This is a genomic window from Paenibacillus sp. Soil787 (assembly GCF_001429545.1).
In the GTDB taxonomy this organism is placed as follows: Bacteria; Bacillota; Bacilli; order Paenibacillales; family NBRC-103111; genus Paenibacillus_E.
This window is the reverse complement of the sequence record NZ_LMSP01000045.1, coordinates 1-26,033: the sequence shown is the minus strand read 5'-3', so window position 1 is coordinate 26,033 and position 26,033 is coordinate 1. Positions and strand designations below refer to the sequence as shown.

The 26,033-nt window shown below is 45.9% G+C and carries 19 protein-coding genes; 8 read left to right on the top strand and 11 right to left on the bottom strand.

Annotated features, from left to right (window positions below):
• The first annotated feature begins 65 nt into the window (after positions 1-65).
• Complete coding sequence (locus ASG93_RS28760; RefSeq protein ID WP_056837762.1) at positions 66-1,709, top strand: sensor histidine kinase; 1,644 nt, start codon at positions 66-68, stop codon at positions 1,707-1,709.
• Positions 1,672-2,397 (top strand): response regulator, encoded by a 726-nt coding sequence (locus tag ASG93_RS28755; protein ID WP_056837760.1) that lies wholly within the window; start codon positions 1,672-1,674, stop codon positions 2,395-2,397. The genes ASG93_RS28760 and ASG93_RS28755 overlap by 38 nt, the downstream gene beginning before the upstream one ends.
• A gap of 1,115 nt (positions 2,398-3,512) precedes the next feature.
• On the opposite strand, the gene ASG93_RS28750 is transcribed toward ASG93_RS28755, so the two are convergent.
• Positions 3,513-6,512, bottom strand: a complete 3,000-nt coding sequence (locus ASG93_RS28750) for a family 78 glycoside hydrolase catalytic domain (RefSeq protein ID WP_056837758.1) — start codon at positions 6,510-6,512, stop codon at positions 3,513-3,515.
• Between the two features lie 130 nt (positions 6,513-6,642).
• On the opposite strand from ASG93_RS28750, the gene ASG93_RS28745 reads away from it, so the two are divergent.
• Entirely contained in the window at positions 6,643-7,527 is an 885-nt protein-coding gene (locus ASG93_RS28745) for a helix-turn-helix domain-containing protein (protein WP_056837756.1), read from the top strand.
• 131 nt (positions 7,528-7,658) lie between these two features.
• On the opposite strand, the gene ASG93_RS28740 is transcribed toward ASG93_RS28745, so the two are convergent.
• Positions 7,659-8,618, bottom strand: a complete 960-nt coding sequence (locus ASG93_RS28740) for an acetylxylan esterase (protein ID WP_056837754.1) — start codon at positions 8,616-8,618, stop codon at positions 7,659-7,661.
• Positions 8,619-8,643: 25 nt separating this feature from the next.
• Positions 8,644-10,308, bottom strand: coding sequence for a hypothetical protein (locus ASG93_RS28735; RefSeq protein ID WP_156411090.1), 1,665 nt, complete (start codon positions 10,306-10,308; stop codon positions 8,644-8,646).
• Positions 10,309-10,549: 241 nt separating this feature from the next.
• Here ASG93_RS28735 and ASG93_RS28730 point away from each other — a divergent pair, with 241 nt between their 5' ends.
• The 3 genes from ASG93_RS28730 to ASG93_RS28720 are packed head-to-tail and all read left to right on the top strand — an operon-like array spanning position 10,550 to position 13,111.
• Positions 10,550-11,575 carry a methionine ABC transporter ATP-binding protein gene (locus tag ASG93_RS28730; RefSeq protein ID WP_056837751.1) on the top strand — a complete coding sequence of 342 codons (1,026 nt, stop codon included), beginning with the start codon at positions 10,550-10,552 and terminating at the stop codon, positions 11,573-11,575.
• Positions 11,572-12,234, top strand: a complete 663-nt coding sequence (locus ASG93_RS28725) for a methionine ABC transporter permease (RefSeq protein WP_414858898.1) — start codon at positions 11,572-11,574, stop codon at positions 12,232-12,234. The genes ASG93_RS28730 and ASG93_RS28725 overlap by 4 nt, the downstream gene beginning before the upstream one ends.
• Before the next feature lie 28 nt (positions 12,235-12,262).
• The gene (locus ASG93_RS28720) at positions 12,263-13,111 is read left to right on the top strand and encodes a MetQ/NlpA family ABC transporter substrate-binding protein (RefSeq protein ID WP_056837749.1); all 849 of its coding nucleotides are present in this window, start codon (positions 12,263-12,265) and stop codon (positions 13,109-13,111) included.
• Between the two features lie 780 nt (positions 13,112-13,891).
• Here the strand turns inward: ASG93_RS28720 and ald are convergent.
• From ald to ASG93_RS28690, 6 genes are all read right to left on the bottom strand, one after another.
• Positions 13,892-15,007, bottom strand: coding sequence for an alanine dehydrogenase (ald, locus tag ASG93_RS28715; RefSeq protein ID WP_056837746.1), 1,116 nt, complete (start codon positions 15,005-15,007; stop codon positions 13,892-13,894).
• Positions 15,008-15,129: 122 nt separating this feature from the next.
• Positions 15,130-16,785 carry a PucR family transcriptional regulator gene (locus ASG93_RS28710; RefSeq protein WP_056837745.1) on the bottom strand — a complete coding sequence of 552 codons (1,656 nt, stop codon included), beginning with the start codon at positions 16,783-16,785 and terminating at the stop codon, positions 15,130-15,132.
• Positions 16,786-16,969: 184 nt separating this feature from the next.
• Positions 16,970-18,121, bottom strand: a complete 1,152-nt coding sequence (locus tag ASG93_RS28705; protein WP_056837743.1) for a DUF2264 domain-containing protein — start codon at positions 18,119-18,121, stop codon at positions 16,970-16,972.
• Positions 18,114-19,235, bottom strand: coding sequence for a glycoside hydrolase family 88 protein (locus tag ASG93_RS28700; RefSeq protein WP_056837741.1), 1,122 nt, complete (start codon positions 19,233-19,235; stop codon positions 18,114-18,116). Before ASG93_RS28700 ends, ASG93_RS28705 begins: the two co-directional genes overlap by 8 nt.
• 7 nt (positions 19,236-19,242) lie before the next feature.
• Positions 19,243-20,271, bottom strand: a complete 1,029-nt coding sequence (locus ASG93_RS28695; RefSeq protein ID WP_056837739.1) for a LacI family DNA-binding transcriptional regulator — start codon at positions 20,269-20,271, stop codon at positions 19,243-19,245.
• A gap of 255 nt (positions 20,272-20,526) precedes the next feature.
• Complete coding sequence (locus ASG93_RS28690) at positions 20,527-21,873, bottom strand: ABC transporter substrate-binding protein (protein ID WP_056837735.1); 1,347 nt, start codon at positions 21,871-21,873, stop codon at positions 20,527-20,529.
• Positions 21,874-22,100: 227 nt separating this feature from the next.
• Between ASG93_RS28690 and ASG93_RS36680 the strand changes: the two genes are divergently transcribed.
• Both ASG93_RS36680 and ASG93_RS34605 read left to right on the top strand, forming a co-directional pair.
• On the top strand, positions 22,101-22,211 hold the full coding sequence (locus tag ASG93_RS36680) for a sporulation protein YjcZ (protein WP_156411089.1): 111 nt from the start codon (positions 22,101-22,103) through the stop codon (positions 22,209-22,211).
• A 157-nt stretch (positions 22,212-22,368) separates the two neighbouring features.
• Positions 22,369-22,476 carry a YjcZ family sporulation protein gene (locus ASG93_RS34605; RefSeq protein ID WP_082615168.1) on the top strand — a complete coding sequence of 36 codons (108 nt, stop codon included), beginning with the start codon at positions 22,369-22,371 and terminating at the stop codon, positions 22,474-22,476.
• Positions 22,477-22,916: 440 nt separating this feature from the next.
• Here ASG93_RS34605 and ASG93_RS28685 read toward each other — a convergent pair whose 3' ends face one another.
• Positions 22,917-23,699 (bottom strand): SDR family NAD(P)-dependent oxidoreductase, encoded by a 783-nt coding sequence (locus ASG93_RS28685; protein WP_056837734.1) that lies wholly within the window; start codon positions 23,697-23,699, stop codon positions 22,917-22,919.
• A 748-nt stretch (positions 23,700-24,447) separates the two neighbouring features.
• A complete protein-coding gene (locus ASG93_RS28680; RefSeq protein ID WP_056837732.1) occupies positions 24,448-25,944 on the bottom strand; it encodes an IS1182 family transposase in 1,497 nt (498 codons plus the stop codon).
• Positions 25,945-26,033 lie beyond the last annotated feature (89 nt).

Here is a 26,033-nt window from a genome sequence, read left to right as displayed (position 1 = left end):
TTTTCCCTCAAAATGAGAGCGCTTTATGATACAATACAAGCAAAAACGGGGGGCTTTATCCGGGAATGAAGCTACAAACCAAGCTGATATTGATTATTTGTTCACTGCTTGTCTTTATCATCCTAAGTCTAGGCGGTATTTTCTATTACCTGATGACATCCGCACTTGAGGATCAGATTGGTACACGTGCCTTGAAGGTAGCCGAAACAGTGGCTAGTATGCCTGAAATCAGGCATGCCTTTCAATTAAATGATCCCTCGGCCGTCATTCAACCCATTGCGGAAACCATACGAGAGAAAATAGATGCGGAATACATCGTTGTTGGTAACCGCGAAGGGATCCGTTATTCACATCCCCTGCCTGAACGAATAGGCAAAGAAATGGTTGGAGGAGATAACGGCCCCGTGCTTGAGGGGAAATCCATTATTTCTAAGGCTATTGGGTCTCTGGGTCCCTCACTCCGCGGGAAAGCTCCGGTATTTGGCGATAATGGCCAAGTTATTGGTATCGTATCGGTTGGCTTCCTCACAGAGGATATTGCATTAATTACCACAACGTATCAAACACGAATCGAGATGATCTCTTTGATCGTTCTCCTCATCGGTCTTGTCGGCTCTGTCCTCATCGCCAATAACGTCCGGCGTTCCATTCATGGCTTGGAGCCCAAGGAAATCGGCGCCTTATATACCGAAAAGAAGGCGATTCTTGAGTCCATTCGCGAAGGCATTATTGCCGTTAATCGTGAGGGTGTCATAACGATGGCAAACCGCTATGCGCTTCAGCTTCTGCAGCTGCCTGTCACGGCAAAAATTACTGGAAGACAAATTGAGGACGTTATACCAAATACGAGATTGTATGAAGTCGTTCGTTCGGGTAAAGCCGAATTTGACCATGAAATGCTCATTGGCGACCATGAGGTTATTGTGAATCGAGTACCGATCATTGAGCGTAAACTAGGCGTGACAGGTGCAGTTTCGAGCTTTCGCAGCAAATCAGAGCTGTATCGATTGGCCGAAGAACTGTCTCAAGTCAAACGCTTTGCAGAAGCACTTCGCGCGCAAACGCATGAATTTTCGAACAAGCTGTACGTTATATCTGGATTAATCCAACTCGAATCGTATCAAGAAGCTGTCGAGCTTATCTCACGGGAGGCAGATGTGCATCAGAATTGGGTACAGTTCATTATGCGAGAAATCCCGGATCCCATGATTGGCGGGCTGCTCATTGGCAAATTTAATCATGCGCAGGAATTAAAGATAACGTTCGAAATTGACCACGAAAGCTCATTCAGCGACATCCCGGCTCAGATTGATCGAAATCTGCTCGTCACCATCATTGGTAACCTTGTTGACAATGCTATGGATGCGGTACTTGCTGGTGGCGATCAGACGGAGCCGTATGTGAAATTATTTCTAACCGACCTTGGTGAGGATTTAATTATCGAATGCGAGGATCGAGGCGTAGGCATTCCTGAGGAAACAAGTATGGCTGTATTTGAAAAAGGCTTTTCGACCAAAGAGGGGGAGCACCGCGGCATTGGTCTCGCTTTGGTCCAGCATGCTGTCGGAAAGTTGAGTGGGTACATTACATTTCATAAAAACCCCGCAGGCGGCACCATTTTCACCGTTGCAATTCCCAAGATCCCTGATCTCAAAGAAAGGAGTCTGCCCCATGGAACACCAGAAGGAAAACCAGAATCAAACCGTTGAAGTGTTAATCGTTGAAGATGATGTCAAGATTGCTGAGATTAACAGACGATTCATCGAAAAAGTAGATGGATTCCACGTTGTCGGTATCGCCACGGATGTGGGGCAAGCTAAGGAACAGTTGGAAATTCTGACTCCGCATCTTGTCCTACTCGATGTCTATTTACCTGGCGCCAACGGCTTAGAGATGCTTTCCTTTATTCGGCAGCATTACCGGGAAACAGACGTCATTATGATCACAGCTGCCAAAGAAATAGACGCCATTCGTGACGCTATACGGAGCGGTGCGTTTGATTATATCATTAAACCATTAGTCTTTAATCGGCTCCAAGAAACACTAATGCGCTATCTGAATTTCCATCGTGAACTGAGTCGGATGAACGAAAGCGGCATGATCAATCAGAGCGATGTTGATCGCCTTATGTCTGGAACTTCCAAGAAAGAAACCAACTTGGATACCTCCTTCCTGCCCAAAGGGATTGATAAGCTCACGTTGGTAAAAATCGTACAAGCGATTTCGAGCGCATCCGACGGCTTGACCGCTGATCAAATCGCCAAAGAAATCGGTGTCAGCCGCTCCACTGGCCGCCGCTACCTCGAGCACTTAGTCAGCTCAGGCGATTTATACGCCGATCTGTCTTACGGTGTAGTCGGCCGACCGGAGAGGGTGTACCGGAGGAAAAATGCTTGATTCATAAGTATAAGCCCTTGGATGTAACGCCAAAAGCTAGCGTTAACATCCGAAAACCGCAGGTTAATACCTCGATCGAGGATCTGTGACGTCCTTTTCGGCCTTCTCAGCTGGATTTAACTGCTTCTTCACTTATGAGAGGACTTTTTTGGTCCTCTCAGCCCTAATTCCAGTCCAATACTCCTCTCACTGGATCTGAGACGTCCATTTGGGTCTTCTCAGCTGGATTTATCTGTTTTCTCCTCCCTGAGAAGACTTTTTTGGTCCTCTCAGCCCAAATTCCAGTTCAATACTCCTCTTACTGGATCTGTGACGTCCATTTTGGTCTTCTCAGCCGGATTTAGCTGTTTTCTTTCCTCTGAGAAGATTATTTTGGTCCTCTCAATGATGTATATCTAAAAAAGACTTAATCCGCCCTTTAATGGAGTGTTTGCCAGAGGAGAAGCAAAGCTGGTTATGCCCCCAGCCGTAAGTTAATAGTCTCATCCGGATAATGTTGTACGTTGTACAACATTAAGCTCGTAAATACACGTTTTTCTCACAAATGTTGTTAAAAATGCAACAATTCTAGCCAATAATTGCTCAATTGTATGAAAATAGGCTAAATTGTTGTACAAAATGCAACTTCCTAAGCTTTTTCAAAAGAAATCAAGGAAATTGTTGTACGCTGTACAACTTGCCTTCCTTTTGACCCCACTTCTCCATAATCCACTTCACCATTTCTCCCACAAACCAGAAGTCAAAAACGGAAAACATAATTATATACGGAATGATTATTCACATATCACCTTCCACTCAGGCTAAAACCATGCTAGCTAGGCTAATTAGCGGGCTAAATTCACTTTCTCATCCCACTAACCCGCGGGTTGAGTGTGGGATACAGATAGAAAAACTATGGGTGCGGCTTGCCTTTGATTGAGCCAACAGATGGATGTGCTCTTTTGTTGTAGTATACAGTAAAAAGTTGAGTGCGAGGGCGTGTAAATTATCAAGAATATGCTCACGGGAGGGTGAACATTGCATATTTGGCTACTTGGCTGAAGGAGCGGCTATATTGGATAGTCGACACGAAATGGACGGTTGAGCGCCGGCCACACCAGCCGGCGTCAACAACGTCAAACCTCGTGACGCTCCACGATCCCGTCCTTGCCGTCCGGGATGCAGATCTCCACATCCACGCTGCGCGGCGCCCAAACCTGCAGCCGCATCACGCGTCCGTCCTCCTCGAGTCGCCAAGCGACATCGATGCGTCCTTCCTGCGGCAGCGGAACAGTGCCCCTTGCCCACTGCAAATCCGCTGGCTGCGGGGCAACAACAACCTTCCGCCAGCCTTTGTCGGCGGGCGTAACTCCAAGCACATGCGCGCCTAAGAAATAGCCAGGCGCCGCCGACCACGCATGACAGTGACTGCGAGTCAGCATGTCAGGGTTCGCTCTATTTTCCGCGAAATTCGGGTACATTTCCCAGCAGCTCGTCGCGTCATATGTAATCATTTGCCCAAAATGCTGCCGCATATCTGTAATCATCCGATCAATTCCGATGCTGCCCAATTTTGCGAGAGCCTCATAGTAAAAGAATGACATAAACGGACTGCCGATTTGAACAAAATCCGTCGGCGGAGCGAACAAATAGGCCTTCATCTGCTCTGCACGTTCGCCCTCAGCGACACCACACAAGTACGCAATAACCTGCGTCTGCATACTGAAAACAGTCGAAACGCGGCCATTCGCATGGATACAATCTAAGTATGCCTCGTGCTCCTCACTCCATAAATGCTTGTTAATGGCTTGGCTCAGCCGATGCGCTTTCCCTTCATACTCAGCTGCTTCACCCACATCGCCTACGGCTTTCGCCAACTCAGCCGCGCTTCGCAGCGTTTTGACCAGAATCATATTCTGGTGGGTGACTACCCCATTATTCGGCTGATCAATCGGTGCCCAGTCCAGCAAGTTCCAGCCTTTTATGAACAGCAATCCACGATCATCAAGCTTTTGTTCATAATGCTCAAGGGTATAACGAATATGCGGCCATAAGTCTTTCGCAAAAACCTCATCTCCTGTATGCTCGTAATATTCACAGCTAGCCAGCGCCCAGAAAAACGTCCAGTTCGGAATAACGCTGCTCCAACCACTAGGAACCTGATCCACATATAACGCTGTTTGTGTTCTGGAACCAGGCACTAACCGCAAACAACGCTCAACAATGTCCGTAGCTCCGAACACGTAATAATTAACTAAAGCCTCGTTCCGGCTGTCCCCAACCCAGAAAACTTGCTCATAAGCGGGACAATCAACGAACGTATCTTCCATACAAAGTCGGGTTGTGTGTTTACTAATCTGCCATATATCGTTCAAAAGCGCGTCAGAACTCTGGAACTTGCCTATCTCTGCTATAGGATAATTACTTTGCTGCACCTGTACACCGTACATTTTGACAGCTCTTGCAGCATTCCTTACCGTAACCATCAAATAGCGGAATCCTCTCCGCACATAAGAAGTATACGATTGACGCCCTTCTAAGCACGTGTAACGCAGCGTATTATCTAAATCAAACGTATCTTGACGCCACCCGTCGCGCATGTATTCGTAGCCATAGAAATCAAGTATGGTTCCTTCAGCTGCATCTACTTCAAACTGTATAAAGCCAGAAAACTCACGGCCAAAATCAAGAATGATTTCCGTATCCGCACCCTCATATCCCGGCAATATTGCCGGATTCACACTAGGGATAACTGCCTGCTGCAAAGAGTAAGGCACAGCTTGTGATTGTGCTTCTTTTTTCCAGACACTGAGTGCAAAGATTGAGTCCCTACTCACCAATTCCAGTGGGAACGGGCGAATCCAGTCAATAAAGCGGTTCAAATCCATTGCACTAGCAATGCTGCGAATCTCCACATACGTGTTAAAAGCAGGAATGGCATCCGCATCTAATTCATCATTAAATTCATCATTCAATTCATCCTTCAGTTCTCCCGCCGTAGAAGAAGCGCCATATCCATCATATGGGTGCAAAGAATCATTACGTTCCTGGTGATCAATGCATTCAAAAGATGTAAAAGGACCAATTGAAATAAATGGTGCATGTTCCCCACCTGTCTCCCCTAACGGAGAAACAACCTCAAAATTAGCATCGCAATCAATGCCCAATTGCAGCGTTCGGCCATGATCAACGCCAGTAGTTTCCAACAAGATGAGATTGTCACCCGCCTTCAGCTCTATTTCGACATGCCTTTCCGGCAATACACCTGTATAACGCTCTGGATCCAGCCACTCTCCATTCACACTGCATCCCTTCACTGTGCTGGGTTGAACGATTCCTAACACAGCTTTTACTGCCTTCTCGGTTCTCACTACCGTTGCTATATACCCGGCAAATCCCACTGGATTAGCATGATTCACACTCTCAGGCACCATTTGATTGCGGACATCAATCGATGCCGTCCATGCTACAGGCTTTACGCGATGGAGGGATTCGATCCGAACCGGCCACAAGATTTCCTCTGTAAGGAATGGAATATCTCTCGGTACAAGCTTGCTCCAAGGCTCAATACCAACAGCCCCAACAATAGCGACTTGATCCCACGCAGAATCATCGTAATCTGGCAAATACCAATCCGCCCGCCAAACTCTCGCATCCATCCGCTCTGCAAAGCCTTGCTGACACGACATCCGCCCAGAGCGGCTATCATACCCAAGATGCAGTGAAGTTTTCCAGCTATTATCCGTCACCAACTCTACGACTGAATGACCCTCATTCTCACTCTCCATCTGCACTAACAAACCGCCTCGTCCGCGCAAATAGTAGAAATTGGACACACCGAAATGCAGCACCATGACCCCAATTACATTAGGCCGTCCTTTGTGCAGCAAATGTCCAATTTCATAAGTATCATAGGACTGCTCAAAAGGCCATGAACGAACAGGACCTCGTCCTACTTTGGTTCCATTCAGATATAAAGCATATCGTGAATCTGCAGTTATAGATAACTTTGCTGCTCCCCAGCCTTTAGCGTCCACATCGAATGTCCTTCTGAAACACCGCCACTCATTTCGCGGACTTGCTTCACCATTCCCCCAAACCCATTGAGCTTGCCAGTCGATTTCTAAATGTCTCATGTCAGTTGCCTCCACCAAAAATAATGATTGTTACTTCAATGCCTTTATTTTATGATGATAGCGAACTTATTTTCAGGGTTAATTCCGACATTCATTAGGGTCTTAATTGACATAACAGGAGTAAAACGAAATGACCATTAAACGAAGCATTATCGAAACGCCCGGCGATCAATTTTTCCTTCCGGAACTTCCGCTTTTCGTCAATCGAGTTCACGAATCATTTGAAATGCTGCAGCATACGCACGATTTCATTGAAATTAGCTATGTAGCTGAGGGCAGCGGTGCACACTACATCGACAATTCCTCGTTACCCGTATCCAAAGGAGATCTCTTTTTCATTCCTGTTGGAGTCTCCCATGTGTTCCGCCCATCATCTGTGGCTCAGAAAAAAAACCTTGTGGTTTACAATTGCATTTTCACACAGGAATGGTTGAACCAGTTATTTCATTTGCAATTGAGTGGCAATAAAGATGACTTCAACGTCCTATTCATGCAGGCAACCAAACACGCTACTTGGCTTTCGTTTAAAGAACGCAATGGGGAATTCCAGCCTCTTTTTGAACGATTGCATTTCGAATATAACGCCCATCGCAGCGGTTTTATGACAATTTTACAAACATGTGTGGCACAGCTTCTTGTTTACATGTATCGCTCCAAAATGGATTTCACACCGGAAGTGTCCAAAGCTAATCTTCAGGACTTGGATAGTCTACTCGCCCATATTCGCGGGCATTGCAGCAGCCCAATCTCGCTCAAGGAAGCCGCCGCCAGATTGTCAATCAGTGAGCGTCAGCTTCATCGGCAGCTTAGAAAGCATACGGGCATGTCCTTCATGGAGTACGTGCAGCACGCGCGAATTGAAGCCTGTTGTCAGCAATTAAGAGCGAACGATCATAAGATTAGCGATGTCGCTGCAAATGTCGGCTATCAGGATATGAAATTTTTTAATCATCTGTTTAAAAAGATGACAGGTGTCACTCCCAGCCAGTTCCGACAGCAGCATAGACAAGGATAAACGATTCCGCCGCCCTTCAGGGACGAGCGCGTTAGTCAAGGTAGATGCGAAGCAAGAGTATAAAACTTATACTTTCTTATCTACTAACCAAAAATGCCCCTCCATCACGAAGATGTGAGAGGCATTTCATTTTAAAGGCCCAACATAAATTGCAAGGTTTTATCGCTGAAGCCAGGTAAACCTTCATGACCATAATCCGGGTACAACTCAAACTGCTTTTTCGACTTGATTTTGTTATAAGCAGCAAATTGCGTGGAAGGCGGGCATACGGTGTCGCTAAGACCAACGGCCATCAGTACTTCACCTTGGATACGATCAGCCAGATTCTGAATGTCGATATAGCCCAGCTTCGTGAATATTTCATCTTCGCGTTTGTGCTGTGGATCATGACGGCGGAAGAAGTCCTTCAGCTCCTGATAGGCATCCTTCGCCAAATCCATTTCCCATACGCGCTTATAATCGCTAAGGAATGGATAAACTGGCGCTAACCGCTTAACGCGAGGCTCGAGTGCCGCACATGCGATCGTCAAGGCACCCCCTTGAGAGCCACCCAATGCGCCTACACGCTCGGGATCAACCTCTGGCATGTTCATCGCAATGCCGGCGAGTTGAGCCGTATCTAAGAAAATATCCCGATACAACAATTGATCCGGGTGATCATCTAAGCCGCGAACAATATGCCCGCGAAGTGTCGTCCCCTTTACACCGCCTGCATCTTCCGATAAACCGCCTTGACCACGGCAATCCATGGAAAAGAACGAGAAGCCTAGAGCGGCATACGGTAATTTACCTGACCAATCGCCGGAGTTTCCAGAGTAACCATGGAATTCAACGATAGCCGGATGCGGCTTATTTGCGTTTTTAGGACGAACATATTTGGCATAAATACGAGCTCCTTTGACCCCTGTAAAATAGAGATCAAAACATTCGGCGTACGGCACTTGAAATTCACTCGGGCGAAGTTCGATTTGAGGATCGACAGCCTTCATTTCAGCAATGGCCCGCTCCCAATAAGAATCGAAATCTTCAGGGCGGGGATTGCGTCCTTCATAAGTAATTAGCTTGTCTAATGGAAAATCAAATAATGGCATGGTCAAATCCTCTTTTCTATTATTTTCAACCTACCGTATAGGTAGAGAAATCAACAGCTTCGCCATTCACAAGTCTGATGATCTTCCTGTGACTAAGTAAGCCACTGCATAAAACCATCGTTTCATCCTTCAAATTCGTATAGGTGATTTGCAAATCGTCCTCGCTGGACAAGGTATAAGCGGGTTGCTTCTGCTTCATCACATTCGCAAATTGCAGTATATCCCTTATCTGGAGAGTTTCTGCTGCTGTTCGCTGGTCGATACACTCGACAACGACGGAATTCGTCCTTCCTTTGCTTGTGACAACGGATCGATCTTCGCGTACTTCCCTTTGAAAGGACTGCTGCACATAAACAGCCATGTAAACATGACCACATAATCCAAACAGTCCGTTTGGTTCCTCCACCCAATCTCCTACAGGCAGACATCCCATGATAAATTCAGGCTGACCTTCTGGAATTTGATAGGATGCGACCAATGTATTTTGATGAAACAGCACTTCTGAAAATTCACTTTGATGACGTAAATCTCCTTCAGCATAGCCTTGACCTGGGTGAAAAAAATACAAATGATTTACACCTTGGACTGCATCTAACGGAAGGGCGACATCCCAGCGATGTTGTTCATTATCAAACTCCTGTACGCGTTCCCACATTCCGCCTATTGCAAAGTTTTCTGTGATATATACATAACTGTGCAGCACATCGTTATCGCTAACAGCCAGAGCTGCTTGTTTGGGAACTTTGCGAATAATTTCAACAGGAGCCGTACGTTGTAAGGCTGAACGATGAATATCTGCCGAAGCTTCATAGGCAATAAAACCTGCATATTCCGTTCGAGGCATGTGATCAGGCAATGTGAAATCACCAAACTGGACATAATCATGCAGCACATTGGTGTCCTTCGGCATATCATGCGGCCAAATCCGTGAATGCGGGCCCACCCATGCCCCTCCCAGATAGTACGTCGAGCGAACCTCCCAGAGGTAGTCCAATAGACGAGCCAATTCAGCTTTGATTTCTACATCCTTCATAAGCTCCCAAGCGCACGTAAAAGCCTGCATCCAGTGCCAGAACCAAGGTAATCCCCCATACTCCGACATGCCTTTGGAAGTAACCCGATTCAGCGTACTGCGCAAACTTTGTAAGCCATCCTCAAGCAATGCCGTATTCTCATAAAGCTGTCCGAAAATAAGCTTAGCTGCTGTATATTTCGCTTCATGATGGTTGTAATGCTCTAATGGCTTACGATAGAAGTTACTTCTATAAATATGCAGCAGCGCTATAGCAAATAAGTTTCGCAAGGATTCACTAAAATTGTCTGAATAGCGTTGATAGAAATAAACCATCAAACTCCCCATTAATTCAACAGGAAGTGTATTTTTCGGTGCTTCATGTGGAGTAGGTCTCAGATGTAAGGGGAAGTGTCCATAGGTTACACTCTCTTCATTCTGGTCCTGAAGTTCCAACACATGAAGCAGGATGCCTTCAGCCATGATCTTAGCTTGTACGCGATCTCCGTCAAAAGGGATAGCTTCTTCCTGAGAAGCTGCAAATAAATAAGAAGCATAGTAAAAATTATCTCGGATATCGTGTTGAAATAATAATCCGTTGTTTAAAATAGGCTGCTTGAATGCCGCTTCAGCAATTCTGGACTTGATCTCATTTTGGCGTTGTTGCAAATTTGTCAATTTTGTCATTCTCCTTAACTAAAACTTAAAAAATACGTTTTTCACGTTATTTAAGCGCTATTTTAATGAATTGAAACGGTTAACCTCAGTTTATATGTAATTAATTGGAGCGTCAATGCAAAGTGAACATTCGTTTTCCATATTCTAGATGTTGCATCCTCTTGCAATTTCTTATAAAATGATTTACCGTTGGTCAAAATATATCATCACCAATATTTGCATGGAATAGGAGGTATTCATCCTGATTCATATCGAAAATTTACAAAAAGTATATGAGGACATTCCGGGACGTGTACCGGCCATCCAGCAGATCCATTTACATATCGATCGCGGAGAAATATTCGGCATCATCGGACACTCCGGTGCAGGGAAGAGTACATTACTGCGTTGTGTAAATCTACTGGAGCGACCATCCTCTGGCAGCATTCACATTGATGGTGAAGAAATGACAAAGTTGGATTCTCGCCAGCTGCAAACGAAACGCCGCAAAATCGGGATGATTTTCCAACATTTCAATCTCCTTTCTTCATCGACCGTTGCCGAAAATATTGCCTTTCCGCTGAAATTGGCCGGGATGGGGCAAGCGGCGATTCAAGCGCGAATTAAGGAGCTGCTCGATTTAGTCGGTCTGCAGGAACATGCGCATAAGTATCCAAGCCAGCTCTCAGGCGGACAGAAGCAGCGTGTCGGAATTGCTAGAGCTTTGGCCAATCATCCGGATATTCTACTTTGCGACGAAGCGACCTCAGCGCTCGATCCTCAGACAACGAATGCCATTCTTGCGCTGCTGCTCGATATCAATCGAAAGCTTGGCATTACGATCCTGCTTATCACACATGAAATGCAGGTCATTCGTGCGATCTGTGACCGCGTTGCGGTTATGGAGAAAGGCTTGATTGTTGAAACCGGGAAAGTGCTTGACGTATTTCTAAAGCCTCAGCATGCGGTTACGAAGGAATTTGTTGGACAAGTTTCGGATTTCGCACAAAGTTCAGATCGGGATCCGATAGTGAAGCAGGGAGAAAAGCAAGGAACGGTAATCCGGATTACCTACATCGGTGCCAAAACATACGAGCCGATCTTGTTCGAAACTGTCAAGTCGACGAATGTGTCCTTTGCCATCCTCCAGGGTACTATTTCTTCCATGAAAAGTGTCCCTTACGGTCAATTAGTAGCCCAATTAACAGGCGGACACCAAGAAGAAATCGATTCTGTGATTGCCAAACTTGAGCAAGAAGGAATCGATGTGGAGGTGCTCAACGCATGAATATGACCTGGGACATTAACTGGTCCGAAATTACGAAAGCAACTGGCGATACACTCGTTATGCTGGGGTGGTCGCTCTTATTCACTGTCATCATCGGCATGGCACTGGGCATCATTTTATTTCTTACTTCCAAAGGGCAGCTGCTGCAAAATTTACCGCTTTACGGAGTGCTCTCGCTGATTGTGAACATCCTGCGCTCTGTGCCTTTCGTGATTCTGATGATCTCGGTTTTTCCGATCACGAAGGCCATCGTGCATACAACCATCGGCGTACAGGGCGCAATCCCGCCTCTCGTTATTGCAGCCGCGCCGTTCCTCGCGCGGCTGGTTGAAACCGCGCTGCGCGAGATCGACAGCGGCGTCATTGAAGCCGCGCAGTCGATGGGCGCTACGCCGTGGCAAATCGTCTGGCGCGTCCTAATGCCGGAAGCGCGCCCGGGTCTGATTTCAGCCGTCACCGTGACGGCTGTTGCCCTGCTTTCCTACTCCGCCATGTCAGGCGTCGTCGGCGGCGGCGGGCTTGGCGATCTCTCGCTTCGCTACGGCTACATGCGGTTCCGTACCGATATCATGATCGTGACCGTCGTCATTCTCGTTCTATTCGTTCAGCTCCTGCAAATGCTAGGAGACCGAATGGTCGCTAAATTCAACCGCAAATAAAACACATTATATCGGAGGTAATCTCATCATGAAGAAACTTACGCTAGCATTAATGGCTGTATTCGTTGTACTTGCTCTTGCAGCATGCGGACAGAAAGCCGCTGAAAAGCCTGCAAGCTCGGCACCTGCTGCCTCTGCTACTCCGGCTGCTGCCAAAGAAGTTACACTGAAAATCGGTGCATCTTCCGTCCCTCATGCCGAAATTTTGAATAGCCTTAAAGACAAAATGAAAGCACAAGGCGTGAAGCTTGAAGTTATTGAGTTTAACGATTATGTGCAACCGAACGTACAAGTGTTTGAAAAGCAATTGGACGCTAACTTCTTCCAACATCAGCCTTACCTGGATCAATATAACCTAGATAAAAAACAAAACCTCGTAAAAGTAGTTGGCGTGCACATCGAACCGTTCGGCGCTTATTCCCAGAAGGTGAAATCCGCTGCTGAATTGAAAGACGGCGCTTCGGTCGCTATTCCTAACGATCCTTCTAATGCCGGCCGTGCGCTTGCTCTGATGGAGAAAAACGGTTTGATTAAACTGAAAGACGGCGTTGGCATTAAAGGTACTGTGCAAGATATCGTAGAAAACAAAAAGAAACTTCAAATCAAAGAATTAGACCCTGCTATGCTGCCACGTACGATCGGTGAGTTTGATTTGGCTCTGATCAATACGAACTACGCACTTCAAGCGAATCTAAATCCGACGAAAGACGCATTGTTCATCGAAGACAAAAACTCACCTTACGTGAACATCGTCGTTTCCCGTCCGGACAACAAAGATTCCGAAGCGATGCAAAAGCTTGCTAAGGAACTGAATTCCGCTGACACGAAAAAGTTCATTGAAGATAAATACAAAGGTGCGATCGTGCCTGCGTTCTAAGTAAACTAACAAAAAACAGCCCGTCCCTTTTGCAGGGGCGGGCTGTTTTTTGTTAATCATGTGTAGCGAACCCTTTCCCAACCACTTCCCGCGCATCACTTCGTCCATGCCGGATTCCATCCGAGCACATATTTGAGCAAAAGAGCAAGGCCGGTAATCCCCCCTTCTGCCAGTTGGCCGATCCTTCAATGACTCCACCCTAGTAGGGATAGCGGGACCCGTGACAGGGGCAATCCCACGTTCTTTCGGCTTCATTCCAGTCCAATGCGCGAGATATTCTTAATACCAACCAGTAGTTGAATCCCCTGAATCAATCAGAAAGCCGTTCCTTACGAAAACTATGGTATCTTCTTTTTGTTTTCTTCTTGCTTCTCGGTCAAATGTTACAGTTTAAACATATAATGCAGCTGAATTCCTAAGGCTTCCCCAATGTTCGAGGAGAACTAATATGGCAACAGCCTAAAATAACTGCGAAAGTGCACGTATTTTGCTAAATCTAGTTTCAGAAGTGGAAAAGCCTGCTAAAATGCAGGAATTTTCAGCATTTCCTCTGAAATTTAAAAATAGACTGAAAAAGCCTGCACGATTGCAGGAATTTACGAATAAGAGCTATGTAAAGAAAAAAAGCATGTACAATTGCATGGTTTCTCCAAAACCACAGTCACGCCTTCTTGTTAGAGTTCATTCCTGCCCAAACCCTTAGTACAATACATATTAATTCTATAAAAAAAGACTCCCGCCTACGTTGCGGAAGTCCCGGAAGTTCAATCACTAAACCGTCTACGTTAACAGCGAGTAAATATCGGTATACGTGTAGCCATGTGCCTCTGCAACAGCTTGGAAAGAAACATGTCCCGCGACCACGTTGATGCCCTTTGCAATCGCTTTGTTGTCCAAAGCTGCACGCGCATAGCCTTTGCTTGCAATTTGCAAGCCATATGGAGTTGTCACATTCGTCAATGCCAGCGTGGACGTACGTGCAACAGCTCCTGGCATGTTAGCCACCGCGTAATGAATGACTCCATGCTTCACATAGGTCGGTTGATCATGCGTCGTAATGCGGTCAATCGTCTCGATGGACCCGCCTTGGTCAATCGCTACGTCAACGATTACGCTGCCAGGGCTCATCATTTTGACCATGTCTTCGGTCACGAGACGCGGTGCCCGAGCTCCTGGAATAAGGACAGCCCCAATGACCAAATCAGCGCGGCGAACGACCTCGGCGATGTTATAGGGATTGGACATAATCGTCTTCACGCGACCTTGGAACTGATCATCCAATTGACGCAGGCGATCCGGATTCAAATCAACAATACTGACATCGGCACCAAGCCCGATAGCCATTTTCGCTGCATTTGCACCAACAATCCCCCCACCAATTACTGCTACCTTACCAGGCTCTACTCCCGGTACACCGCCTAGCAGAATGCCTTTGCCGCCATGCGCTTTCTCCAAGAAATGAGCACCGATCTGAACGGACATGCGTCCCGCTACTTCACTCATTGGCGTTAGCAGCGGAAGGCTGCCATTGTCCAATTGAATGGTCTCATAGGCGATTGCTGTTACTTTATTACGAGCTAAGGCGTGTGTCAATTCGGCCTCAGGTGCAAGGTGTAAATACGTGTATAAAATCAAACCCTCGTGGAAGTAACCATACTCTTCAGGGAGTGGTTCTTTCACTTTAACGACCATATCTGCCGACCATACTTCAGCTGCTGAGGTAACGATGGTTGCACCTGCCCCTGTGTAATCTTCATCCGTGAATCCAATGCTTTGACCCGCTAAGGTTTCGACGATAATATCATGCCCTGCTTTTTTGTATGAAAGAACGGAACTAGGCGTCATACCCACACGAAATTCATTATTTTTTATTTCTTTAGGAACCCCAATAATCATTTAGCATCAGCCTCTCTTGACGATCCCATAAAAAATGGATCAATCTTTACTTGTCTCCAAGTATAAGACCGATCCATGGACGTTCCATTAGACAAATTGTAAAAAATGTTTACAATTTCTTTTCACATTTTCATTTCCGGATTCAACAACTGGTAAGCCCGTACCCCCACCTGAAGCGCCAAGCGCTTTTCCGGCAGCATGTAGTCGGCACCAAGCAGCTCTTCTATTTTTTCCAAGCGGTAATAAAGCGATTGTCGGACGATAAAAAGCTGCTGGGCAGCGATTTGTTTGGAGCCATCCGTGTCGAGGTACACCTTGAGCGTTCGCAGGAGCTCGCTGCCTTTCATCTGATCATGATCGATGATCGGTCCCAAATACGTCCGCACGAAGGATTGTAAAATCTGTTTATCTGGGATGTGAAATAATAATTGGAATACGCCGAGCTCATCAAAAAACTGTACCTTCCCTTGCAGTGTTGGAGCGAGCGAAATCGCTTGAAGCGCCTCCTGATAGCTTAAGTGAGCTTGCATAAAGCTTCGATTGCTTTGTCCAACACCAATGGTTAACCGGATCTCATCCTCGGCCTTTAGGTATTGAATGGATTGGAAAACCTGCTGAAGGCGTTCTTTTGACGATCGTTTTTTCGTTGCTTTATCGAAGGCTACGACGACGAGTCTATTATTTTTCAACGTAATCAATGGATGGAAGGAATGCTGTTCAAAAACAGATCTTACGGCAAGTGAAAGATGAATACCCGAAGACTCTACACCCTCCTCCTCCGTGTTATCCCCCTCCGCTTGTTCATGCTCAAATTCGATCAAGATAACGTGATAGGGAAGCTCATTAAGCCGCTTAAATTCAGTCCCAATCAATACTTTTATTTGCTCTTCGTCACGAATCCGCAGGTGCAGAAGATCATCTACCCAAAGCGTTTGTGAATACAATTTCCGCTCTTCGATATAACGTTTACGCAGCAAATCCTGTGCGATAGACAATGAGGCGGAGTCCAGAATTAAGTACTCATATTCCTGCGGCTTTCGGCTGAACACCAGGATGATATGCGCCCATGTTTTGCCCATAGCCCCAACGGGTTGTACGATTACGGTTTGACCCTCAACTTCCATCATAGAAGGAGCCGCTGTATTTCCATTGTTCGGGCTTTCGACCAGTCGACTCTCTAGAAAATTCAGCCACTGTCCTGACTCCCGGCTTCCTAAATGCGGGATAAACTTCGACTGTCCATTCAGAGGTACATAAATAACTTGGGCTTTAGTACTGCTTTGCAGCAGACCCAGTACATGGGAAACACCTTGTGAAGATAACGTCATTCGATGGAATTCACGCGATATTTTCTCCAAATCCTGAAGTGCTCTATGGTGTTGATTGATAATATGGGCATGAATATCCTGCGTAATGTCAATGAACCGCACAGCTTGCGGAAAAATAATGAGCGGGAAATCATAGGATTCCGCCGCATGTATCCATTCCTGTGGAACTGAACTCAAATAGTGTCCCATTTCAATGCAAAGGCACGATACGTTTTTATTGATCAACTGCTCTAGATATGTCATGAACAATTCCGTATCGCTCTTAAAGGCTGCCCCTGTCGTAAGGATCATTTCTCCGCCCTGCAGTAATTGTTCAAACTGTATCACTTCAATGATATGTACCCAGCGTACAAGACGCTGTAATCCATGTTTACCTGCCGCAATATAAGCATGCTCAAAAGAGGGTCGTCCCAGCACTTCCTGCAGCGTTAATTGATAGTCTTGATTCAAAAGAGTCACTCCACTTTCTTACCACTCATAAATAAAAGTTATCCACAACCGTCCTATGTGGCTACTTGTGGATAAAGATTATTTTAAAGCTAATTGTCTTATGTATCTATCTTACCCTCTAAGTTTACACGAAAAAAGCGCCTGTTTCATTAGGAAACAGAACGCTTTTTATGATGGCAATCGATTATAACGCTTTATCAATGGCAACGGTTTGCCCTGACCATACCTTCCGAGACGTCCAAGGGGTATCTGCCCCCAGCCAAAATTCGTCATCTGCTGGCAATCCTAAAGGAAGGAAAACAGCAGAACATAAGTATAGACTGCCTGTGGAGATATACGTTTCGCCAAGCTCAGGCTGGTGTCCGCAAAGTCCAATCTTCAGCCAACCTGCCTCATCAAAAGTATTTGGGGCTTCAATTAGCCTGTGAATGACCGCACTTAGTGCGCATCTTACTTGAGCTGGCGCAACACCACCCGGCAGTTCACGTCGCAGCGAAATGTGTGCAAGTGATTGAAAGGCGCCAAAGCGATAAGCAAGCGACCGACCAGTAACAGGAAACGTCCCCTCAGGTGAAATCGATCGTTCCTGCACGGCCGCATAACGCTGTGCTCTAATCAAAATATTCTCGCGCATTCGCTCCCAATCTTCGTAATACCCATGAACCTGCTCAATGATATCAACCAACATGGGTTGAATGACGAAGCTGTTGTAATAATCGGCATGATAGTGCGGACCATCGCCATACATCCCATCCCCAAGGTACCACTGCTCATGCTGCTTAAGGGCAAAGTCAACGCGCATGGTATCCCAATCCTCGCCCATAACACCTAAAGCCGTTTCGGTCATAGCTGCGAACAAAAGCCAGTTGTTGAAGCCCGGTTTGCGCGTTCTTGTTGCCTTCATGGCTTTCACCAGATTGCCCTGAACACGGCTGTCCAAACGATGCCAAAGCGTGTTAGGGGCTCTTAGGATAGCATTAGCCAGAAATGCCGTATCTACAATGGGCTGCATGCCTTTGGAAAAGTTCAAAAAATCAGGCGACTCCGGATCCGTCGCCGCGTCCAGACCAGCTCGGACCAGCTCACCGTAGTGAACGCGAAGCTTCTCTTCCTCTGCATCTTGAGCTGGATTGTCTAACCACGGTGCCATACCTACCAGTGTCCGCGCAAATGCTTCTAGATGCGAGAACTGGAGCTGTTCTTCTTTTTTATTCTCAACTGGCATGGTTGCGTGCAGCCTTTTGGATGCCAAAGCCTTAATAACAGGATCTGCGATGCGTTGCATCGTAGTCAACCAATATGCTCGATCATTGCCGGCTGCAGCTTGATTACTCATACCAGTAGCCTTTGATTCCTTTTTCCATCCGTACGAGAGCTTCTAAATAGTAATAGTCACCCCAGATCATGTAATCATCCGGAGCACTTCCACCGCGAACACTATAGGAACCGCGTTCGATGAAGCCTTGAGCATCAGGCTTGCCAATGGTTGCGTAGGATTTAACTAGGCCCGTCATGGAGCGCTGAATCGCATTTTCCAAATAAGCACGGTCAGCATCATCAGCAGCCAAGTGTTCCAATAACTCTATGGCTCCCGCTGAAGCAATCGCTGAAGCTGAGCTGTCACGCTTCGTTTCTGTATTCACTGGCGCATTGAAATCCCAATAAACCACATCATCCTGCGGCAAGCGATCAAAGAAATAGCGCGCTAAACGCTTAGATGTTTCTAAGTAAAGCGGGTTTTTCGTATAGCGGTAGGAAAGCGCGAATCCATAAATTCCCCAAGCTTGGCCACGAGTCCACGTCGAACCGTCGCTATAACCTTGTGCAGTCCCACCATGAAGAGGTTCACCATTCTCTTGATCAAAGTAGAACGTATGATAGGAAGAGTCATCGCCACGAACCAAATAGCGGCGGCTCAAATCTGCATGAATCACGGCAACCTCCTTGTATTTGGCATCGCCAGTTTGCTCGTAAGCCCAGTACAAAAGCGGCAGGTTCATCATGCAATCAATGATGATGCGTCCTCCATTTTCTTTATCCCCTTCTGGACCCCAAGCTTGAATATATTGACCCTTCGGTCTCCAGCGCTTCATCAGCACATCGGCAGCTTGCAGTGTAAGCTGTTTCGCAGCATCATCTTTCTCAATGATCCATTGTGCTTTAGAGGACAAAGAATATAAGAAACCTATATCGTGGTGGTCCAATTCAACATTGTTTTCTAGTCTTTGTTTAAAGCTTGCAACCGTTTTCTGAGCAGCTTGCTGGAACGCTTTGTCGCCGCTATATTGATAGCCTAACCACAAAATACCCGACCAAAAGCCATCCGTCCAATCCGTATTCGGATTCAAATGATACACATCATTCTCGCTTACATGAGGAAATAAATCCCCAAATCGTTCGATATTCACTTTCGTTTTTTGCAAAGCATCTTCAATGGCTTGTTTCCACATAATTGATTCACTCCGTTTTCAATGGTTTGGTTGATTCTCGTTCTATAAAAGTAAGCGGGACCTCGATCTCTCGTTCCTCACCGGATTCAGCCCTATTGCCAAATTTATGTAGCAGCTTGTTAATGGCCGCTTGGGCTTGATAGTTATAAGGAATGTCCCAGCTTGATATACCCGGATAACTGTTTTTAGCTATATAATCGTTATTAATTCCAATAATCTGAAGCTGGTTTGGGATATCAATACGCAGCTTATTGGCCGCTGATAAGAGTCGTAAGGCAACATGGTCATCAAAAGCAACAATACCTATGGGCATTGCATGGCGCTGCAATACGCTTTTGAGAAAAGCTTCAATATCCAAATCCTTCGTGTCCACGATCTCATTCTTGACATCGCTTGCATATTGCTGGACCCCGGCATTGAATCCGTTGCGACGCTGTTCGTCGATGACTTTTGAACCTTTGCTGCCTACGTAACAAAGCGCTCTACAACCACGATCCACCAACAATTTAGTGGATTGTTTGCAAGCCTCGGCAAAGCCTAAATTCACTGCGCCTAACGCAATATCCTCCGGCCAATTCCAGCCATTGATTAGGACTAATGGCGTCCCGCTGTTTACGATTGACCGTGTAGATTCGAAGCCCATGGCTAAACCATGACAAATCAATCCGTCTACTCTACGCTGCAGCAAAACTTCGAGATTTCTCCGCTCAATATCCGGATCGAACCCCCCAGAGGAAAACACAGATAAGTGATAACCCGCATTATGTGCTTCAATCTGCAAACGTTCAGCGAGCTGTCCATAGTAATTCGTTAACCCCGGTAAGATCAGACCGATCTCATACGTTTTACTGCGGCTTAACCCCGCTGCCATCGTATTTCGTCGATAACCTAATTGCTCAGCAGCCAATTCGACCTTGCGAATCGTCTCTTTGGACGAACGAATACCACCTCGATTCAGCACATTGGAGACTGTGGCAATGGATACTCCTGCTGCTGCTGCCACTTCTACAATTGTGACTTGTTTGGGCTTGCTCATACTTGTTTCAACTCCGTTTTGTTAAACGTTTAACATCCTCTATTAGCTTAATTTGAAACGTTTAACCTGTCAAGAGATAAAATAAATGATTTAATACTTTCTCAAGAATAAACGATCCGTCGTCCTTCAGGGACGAGCGCGTTTGTCAAGACTGATGACGCGAAGTGTAATAAAACTTATACTTTCTTATCTACTCCAAAAAAAATAGACCGAACACCTTCTCTCTCGAAGGTAGTTCGATCTTCTTTTACCGCCTTACTTTTTGTTTTTCTCCAAAATGGCATTCGCATCTTTGCGGAATTTGGCTGCCGCTTCTTCAACCGTTGTTTTCTTATACAAGATCTGCTCGCTTGTCGCTTTTAACAGCTTCTCAATTTCGATGGAACCCACTGGATTTGGAGGATCCATTTGACTGCTGTTTTGTTCAGCCCATGCCACATAGTCAAAGATCTTGACTTCATTTGGAGATAAGAGCGGCTTCAGCGCATCCTTCACTTTGGAAGAAACAGGAACACCGCGGTCACCTTTGATCAATTTGTTCGCTTCAATATCATTCACGAAAAAGCTGATGAATTTCGCTGCTTCTTCTTTTTGCTTCGAGTTATTCGTTATTGAGAAATACATACTTGGCTTCAGGAATAGACCTTTATTACCGTTACGGCCAGGAAGCGGAAATAATTCAAGTGGTCGATCTTTGACTAAGTTGGCGACTGCTAGGAATTGATTGGACCAACCGTTTCCAGCAATTGCGTTGCCCAGCAAGATTTCATCTTCTTCCGCTACACCTTTCTTCTGTGACTCTTTGTCTAGTGAAAGGATATAACCCGCATCGTACCATTTTTGATATCGCTTGAAGTAGTCGACGAGTGGCTTGTCATCTGAGAAACCGAGAGCTGTTCCATCCGCATTATACATTTTTTGATCGATCGTTCTGAGATAATACGGAAAAAACACTTCATGACGGACACCGAAACCGCCTATCTGTTTGCCGGCTGCTTTAGCTTTGGCTGCAATCGCATCATAATCTTCCCAAGTCCAATCTTTTCCTGGGACTGTGATTCCAAGGCTTTTGAACGTATTCACATCTATCGTCGTATTTAGCGCATTAACCCCCAAGTTCATCGCCATAAGCTTACCTCCGACTTCACCGCCGGATAGCGCATTAGGGCTGATCGATGAAACATCGAGAAGGCCATTTTTCGTATATGGCGTGAGATCAGCCAACTGATTTTTTCCACCATATTGAGAGAGGTAAGAGATATCCATCTGGATAACATCAGGTAGTTGGTTTGCCGAAGCCTGAGGTGCAAGCTTTTTCCAATAGTCGTCAAATGGTGCGTATTCCGCTTCAATTTTGACATTCGGGTGCTGTTTCTCATAAAGCTCGATAACTTTCAACGTGTAATCGTGACGAGCTTGCCCTCCCCACCAAGCAATGCGAAGCTTAACGGGATCTTTACTTGGCGCGGTGCTCGGTGCTGCCGTTGCCGCTTTGGCAGGTTCGCTGCTTGCTGATGGCGCCGATGTTTTGTTGCCTGTGGAACAAGCCGCTGCCGTGAACATCATCGATATGGACAGAGCTAAGGTGAAAACTTTTTTCATCTCTATTCCTCCCCTAATGAGTCAATCGAATTTCGGGTAACGCTTACATGCTTATTATCTAACTTTAGGAAGGAAAGATTAATGCAGATAATAGTGGTTTTTGTTCAAAAAACAGTGATCCTTGATTCCAATCTCAAAACGGGCTCCCTTAACTGGCATTCGTCCATACGTTTTATATGCCATTGAAATACAATAGTCTATCTTAATGCAGAAGGGAGCGATATGAAATGGGTTATGCTGCAGGAGGTTGTTATGGCGGTGGTTTGGGTACAAGTACAGGTGTAGTCTTGGTTCTCTTCATTCTATTGGTGATAATTACAAGCGCATTTGTAGTCTAATTCGTCACACACCTTAAATAGGATGCAACATTTGAAGGAAGTATAGATTAGATACCATTCAACCCATTCTTCACCCCAATCTCTCCACTTGTCTTTTAATTAATAATTTATTGGCTAATGAGGAGTCCTCAAAAAATAATGAAAGGAGTGACTAAATATGGGATATCCAGCAGCAGCAGCAACAGCAGGCTACGGCACTAGTTCAGCAGCAGTATTGGTTCTCTTTATTTTATTGGTTATTATTACAATGACTTTTTGCTTCTAATACGACGTATTCGCTTAAAATAAAATTCAGACCCACAGCACACGCTGTGGGTCTCTTTCTATCATCAAATACATAAAAAAAAAAAAAATAAAACCTTTACACTTTTCTTACGTAATACTTTTTATGCATGACATTCTTTCAGGGTTAGGGAGGTTTCTTGCTTATGACAACGACACTCGCTTTTCACCAAACCGCTTCGATCCGTGACGCAATTTCTATGTTGGTCTGGTATCTACGAAAGAAGCGAAGAGCGTAACATACTCGTTTCCCATGAAAAAGTAAATCTGGATAAACGCCTATGACGTCCAACAGGACGCCAGCATTTGTCGAGTTTGATTGGAAAAAGGCTGCTCCTCTGAAGAATTCTAGAGGCGCAGCCTTTTTACTGTTAGTAAGGAATTAGTGTTTATGGGTTAGAACCCTTCGTTTGACTTTTCAAATTAAAGTGCCGCACCCTTACCGCCATCTATATTGACGGAAGTGCCTGTCACATAGGAAGCTGCATCCGAGGATAAGAAGGTAATCACATTAGCTGCTTCCTCCGCGTTCCCTATCCGGCCGAGCGGAATGTCATGCTTCGGATCCGATGCATACTCCTCCCAAGTCTGCTCTGGCGCCTCTTGCTTCCAACCTCTCTCAATCTGGCTGCTGCGAATTTTCCCAATGCATACGGTGTTCACACGAATCTGGGCTGACGCCAAGTCTTTGCTCATTGCATTCGTTAATGCAAGACCTGCGGCACGACTGACCGAAGTCGGCAGCGAAGAAGCAGGCGGTGTTTTGGCTGCGGAAGTCGTTATGTTCACGATAGAGCCGCCTCCTGCTTGACGCATGTAAGGGATTGCATAACGGGAGCAATGAATGGCTCCAAATAATTTCAACTCCAGATCTTGCCTCCACAGCTCCGTGCCAACCTGTTCAAATGGCTGGGCTGCAGACGTACCTGCATTGTTCACCAGAATATGTAAACTTCCAAATCGCTGAACGGTTTGTTCCACCGCCCGTTGACAGTCGGCCTCCGAGGTCACATCCGCTTGAATCGTAAGCACCTCACCTTCTGTCATATTGGCAATATGGACAGCGGCTTCTCGAAGCTGCTCCTCATCACGCGCGAGTATCGCTACTTTGGCTCCCTCTCGCGACAAGGAAATGGCTGTTGCCAATCCAATTCCTTTACTTCCCCCAGTAATCAAGGCTACCTTACCCTGCAATCCCAAATCCATCGCATCTCGCTTCCTTTCCTATAATTCTTAGTTGGGTATCTCCATAATTCTAGCATACTCCTATTCCACTCATTTTTTCAAATTTCAATGGATCAAGGATAAACGACTCCGTTTCTTATCTACCAAAATTGCCACTTGCTCCTGAAATGAATTTCCGGAGCAAGCGGCGTGTACTTCACGACCTGATAATGGGTGATTTACTTTATGTGAAGCAAAATTACATTAGGATTTCTTGAAAGAAGCACTACCTTGAGCACTAACTTGCACGGCTGACGGATCTGCCGTCCTTTGAGCACAATTTTTGTGCGGATTCCGGTGGCGACGGATATGCCGTCCTTTGAGCACAATTTTTGTGCGCTAGCGCCCGGTGGGGACGGATCTGCCGTCCTTGCGCACAATTTTTGTGCGCTAGCCCCCGGTGGCGACGGATCTGCCGCCCTTGCGCACAATTTTTGTGCGCTAGGAGTCTGTCCGACGAATTGAGTTTTGCAGGTCACTGCCTGGCGACAGATTTATGTCATTTCCAAATTAAGTAATTTTTCATATCGACGAGTGATATTTCAGGCTATTTGAGCCTGATGTTCGCTCATCTTCCAGATCGTGANCGCTAGGAGTCTGTCCGACGAATTGAGTTTTGCAGGTCACTGCCTGGCGACAGATTTATGTCATTTCCAAATTAAGTAATTTTTCATATCGACGAGTGATATTTCAGGCTATTTGAGCCTGATGTTCGCTCATATTTTTCTCTTTACGCTGCGATTTGTCGTTTTTGGGCAGACTTCTGCCGTTTATATATCGTAGCTTCTTTGGGATATTTCATAGAATGGAGCTTGCGAAGATTATAGCTTAAGGATAGTAGGATAAATTCACCTTTTACTTTATCTACGCCGCGAAGGTGGAACTGGCGGAATCCTTGGATCTCTTTCATTACACCCCAAGCAGGTTCAACGATCGTTTTGCGCTTACTGTAGACTGCTTTACCTTCGTCACTTTGCACTTTGGTTCGCATGGCCTCACGGATCGGATCGCTTTCTGTACGCTTGACTGTGCGTTTACCGGTTTTGCTTTTCACGCAATCCTTCTGAAAAGGGCAGGTTAAGCATGCATCGGTACTATAAATCCAAGTTGTTTCTTTTTCAGGATTCGTGGCATAGCCCGTTTGCTTCAACATCAAGGTGTGACCGGCGGGGCAAATGTAGGCATCACTTTCTGGAACATAAGTGAAGTTGTTTTTGTCGTAAGCATTGCCCGGCTCTTTTCCTTCTCTGGACGGAGCGATATATGCATCGACTTTCGCTTTTGATGCTGACCGAATATTTTCGGCGCTGAAATAGCCATTATCCGCAGTTGCTTTTTTTGGCATCCTGCCTGTGTTTTCTTGAATCGAATCCAGTACTCCCTCAAATTGATTGTGATCGTTGGTATTATTGCTCATCGTGCATCCTACAATGAAATGATGCCCAGCATCAACCGCAATCTGTGGGTTATAGCCTTGGAGGACGCCTTTGGTCCTGGTATCCATGATACGGGATCCCTCATCCGTGAAATTGATTTGGTCTTTTTCAGGTGTTCTCGATTCGGCTTCCGGTTTTCGTTCCTCCAGCGTTTGAAGAGCCGCTCTGATTTTCGCTAACCGCGCTTGTCGATCGCGCACTGCCGTATGTAAGGTTTCAGGAAACAGCGATAACTGGCCTTTGTCTTGTTCATCGGCCTGTTTCGCTTTTTCAAGAGCTTCGTGAATTTCGGTGTCGAGGCGTACAATCTCTTGTTTCATGCGTTCACGCGACATTGCCTTGTGTTTCGATGCGTTCGCTTTCAGCTTAGACCCATCGATGCTGACATGCCCGAGTGAAATGTAACCCAAATCCATCGCGATTTGAACAATTTGTTTGAATAATTCAGCAAACCGATCTACGTTGTTTTTACGGAAGTCACTGATCGTTCGGAAATCCGGGCGATCTCCACCGCACAACCAGCGAAACGGAATGTTCTCATCGAGGGCTGTACGAATTTTACGTGACGTGAATACACCCGTCGTATAACCATAGAACCACAATTTCAACAGCATGGCAGGATGATAGGCTTCTTCTCCACGGTTAGAGTAACCCTCCGTTAGGACTGAAAGGTCTAACTGATCGACGATATCGCTAATTAGGCGCGCCAAGTGTTCCTCGGGTACCCATTCGCTCAGATACGTCGGAATGAGCTCTCCTTGTTCCGTGGAATACGGTCTGAATTTTGCCATGCCTCGCACTTCCTTTACACGTTCATTTATCCATTACTTAAAAATTTCGTGACAGCATGGGTGAACTCCTGTTTTCGTCGGACAGACTC